The following is a 2,617-nucleotide window of genomic DNA, read 5'->3' on the forward strand; positions in this document are numbered from 1 at the left end:
CCTAGCACCTAGAACCTAGAACCTAGAACCTAGAACCTCGCACCTCGCACCTCGCACCTCGCATCTCGCATCTCGCATCTCGCATCTCGCATCTCGCATCTCGCATCTCGCATCTCGCATCTCGCATCACGCCCCCCTCTTTTTTCTCCTAAAATCTAATAATTTGTACTTAAAAAACGCACAAAAGTTAAATTAATGTAAATTTATTCTTGCTTTCGTACCTGTTTGGTCTATGTTTTTGGTCGGAGGTCACTCCTCCAACCTGATAGATAAAATTACAATCAACAGGAACACACATGAAAATAAAAACACTCTCACTAGTGCCAGCTTTAATGTTGGCAGCGGGTATCAGCCACAGTGCTTTTGCTGCGCAAGGAGTCGCATTTGTGCACGGTACAGGCCAGCAAAGCGATGCCTATAATGACTATTGGACAGGCAGTTTTGTCGACACAGTTCGCCAAGGTTTGCCAAACAGTAGTAATTACACCGTTATTAATTGTGACTTCGAGCAATATATGTGGGCAGATGCGGCATCTGGCTGTTTAGCTGGGCAGCTCACTACATTTATCAATAATAAAAACATCACAGATTTAACCCTGATCACTCACTCTAACGGTGGCAATGTGGTGCGTTGGATTTTATCTAACCCAACGTGGGATAGCCGTTATCCAAATATCATTAGCAAAGTCACGCGTACTATTGCTCTGGCTCCTTCAAGCGGTGGCACACCGTTGGCTGATGCAGTCATTGCGGGCAATTCGTTCGAGCAAAGCTTGGGTTGGTTATTAGGTTATGGCAATGATGCAGTAAAACAACAACAAGTGTCTTGGATGGCGTCGTATAACGCACAGTGGCTATACGGCACACCGAACCGCCCAAGCTTACCGTCTCGATTCGAAACCGTGGTGGGCAGTGATGTTGATTCTGCGGTATGGGATAGTGACAGCTATTGCGGCGGATACCAAAACCAAGTCGCCCTAGAAGTGACACAAAATTGGTTAGATAGCTGCTCAGATGGCTTTTTAAATTGCAGTTCTCAGTCGTTAGCTGGGGTAGTGTGGTTTACCGATAAATCACGAACCAAAGGCAGTGAACCTTTGAGTCATCAGCAAAGTCGACGCAATTGTTTTGGTTTGCCAGACATGCTTAAAAATCGAATTTAGGAGCCCGCTATGATTAATAAGTTAACCACACTCGCTGCTGCAATGATGCTTGTAAGCAACGCAGCACAGGCTAATGAGCAAACGGTTTATCAGTTTCCTCAAGTTCAACCAGCAGCGAACGCTCAACTTGAAACCCTTGAAAAAGACAGTGTTGAATATTGGCAGAAGGTTTCGGGTAAAGAGCTTAAGCGCGGCGTGCCAGTCTTTGTAAACCAAGCAGATAATTTTATTCGCATTGCACCAAAAGCACGTTTTGATAGCGGCGAAGTATTTAAACCCCATGACTTACAGCTAGATAAACTGTCGGTGCGTGATGACAACTTTAGACAAATGCCAATGCAAGCCATGGTTGCACAAGAACAAATGGAAAATGCAGGATTTAGTGATGGCAGTGTTGGATTAAAGCTAGGTCAGGTAAATGGCAAAGCAATGCTAAGAACAAGCCAAGCGCTTAATGATAACGACACCTACTTGCTGCATGTGATTGAAAAAGGCTCGAGCAATGCTTTGCATGCTAAATCGCAGTTTAAAGTGAAAGATCAGCAACAACGTGTTGCTATGCAGCTTAGTATGGGTAAAAAGCGCTTTAAAGATAGTGATGTGAAGTTAACGCTTTCAAGTCCTGATGGCGAAAAGCTAGATGTACGTTACGAAAATGGTGAAGCGGTATTTAATTACCCGCTTGAAACCTTAGGTGCGGTAAATGGTTACTATGAGCTTGAGGCTAGTGTCGACACTAAAGTGAATGGCCAAACGGTAAAACGCTCAATAAAAATGCCGTTTGTGCATAGCTCACAAACCATCAGGGTGGATAAAGCCAAAGTAACAGCGCTTGGCAATAATAAATACCAAGCTAAAGTACCGGTGCAAGTGACTGACTCAGGCCGCTATGCTATTCGTGCAACCTTAACAGGCAAAGGTGATAAAGGTGAGCGCATCAAACTAGCAACGGTTGAAGTAGCAAAACAGATTGATAGCTATGATAGTTTCACCATGCCTTTTGCAGTCACTCAAGCAGCCAAAGCCCCATATGAGCTGGTGGATATTGAGCTTACCGACCAAACGCGAATGTTAAAGTTTGCGGGAGAGTAAAGGGTAGCTCTTATTGTATGTTGGGTGGAGCGCAGCGAAACCCAACAAGTTAGCGAGTAGTGAGTTGCAAGGGGAAAGAGTAAAGGGGAAAGGTACGAGTTCCGAGGGACGAGATACGAGTTATAGGAGGCGTTTTAACGCCGAACAGAAATGGAGATATTAGATATCAGTCGTCAGAAGTTAGATTGAAAATACCCAAGTTAGCGAGTTGCTAGGGGAAAGAGTAAAGGGGAAAGGTACGAGTTCCGAGGGACGAGATACGAGATACGAGATGTAGGAGGCGTTTTAACGCCGAACAAAAAAGTCGATTGGGTATGGAACCCCCTTACGAATCCAAAACCATGCTGTTAGCACCTAGCACC

Annotated in this window: 2 protein-coding genes; both read left to right on the forward strand. The window is 44.8% G+C overall.

Annotation, left to right across the window (positions count from 1 at the left end; genetic code table 11):
* Nucleotides 1-296: 296 nt before the first annotated feature.
* The gene (locus CWC28_RS20965; RefSeq protein ID WP_212746806.1) at nucleotides 297-1,163 is read left to right on the forward strand and encodes a hypothetical protein; all 867 of its coding nucleotides are present in this window, start codon (nucleotides 297-299) and stop codon (nucleotides 1,161-1,163) included.
* Nucleotides 1,164-1,172: 9 nt separating this feature from the next.
* Entirely contained in the window at nucleotides 1,173-2,255 is a 1,083-nt protein-coding gene (locus CWC28_RS20970) for a DUF4785 domain-containing protein (protein ID WP_138625723.1), read from the forward strand.
* The last annotated feature ends 362 nt before the right edge of the window (nucleotides 2,256-2,617 follow it).

This window comes from Pseudoalteromonas sp. S4492 (assembly GCF_005886115.1).
GTDB classification, from domain to species: domain Bacteria; phylum Pseudomonadota; class Gammaproteobacteria; order Enterobacterales; family Alteromonadaceae; genus Pseudoalteromonas; species Pseudoalteromonas gelatinilytica.

Bases quoted from the DNA above. Each gene is read 5' to 3' on its own strand.
- CWC28_RS20965 (WP_212746806.1), top strand. From the start codon at position 297: ATGAAAATAAAAACACTCTCACTAGTGCCAGCTTTAATGTTGGCAGCG.
- CWC28_RS20970 (WP_138625723.1), top strand. From the start codon at position 1,173: ATGATTAATAAGTTAACCACACTCGCTGCTGCAATGATGCTTGTAAGC.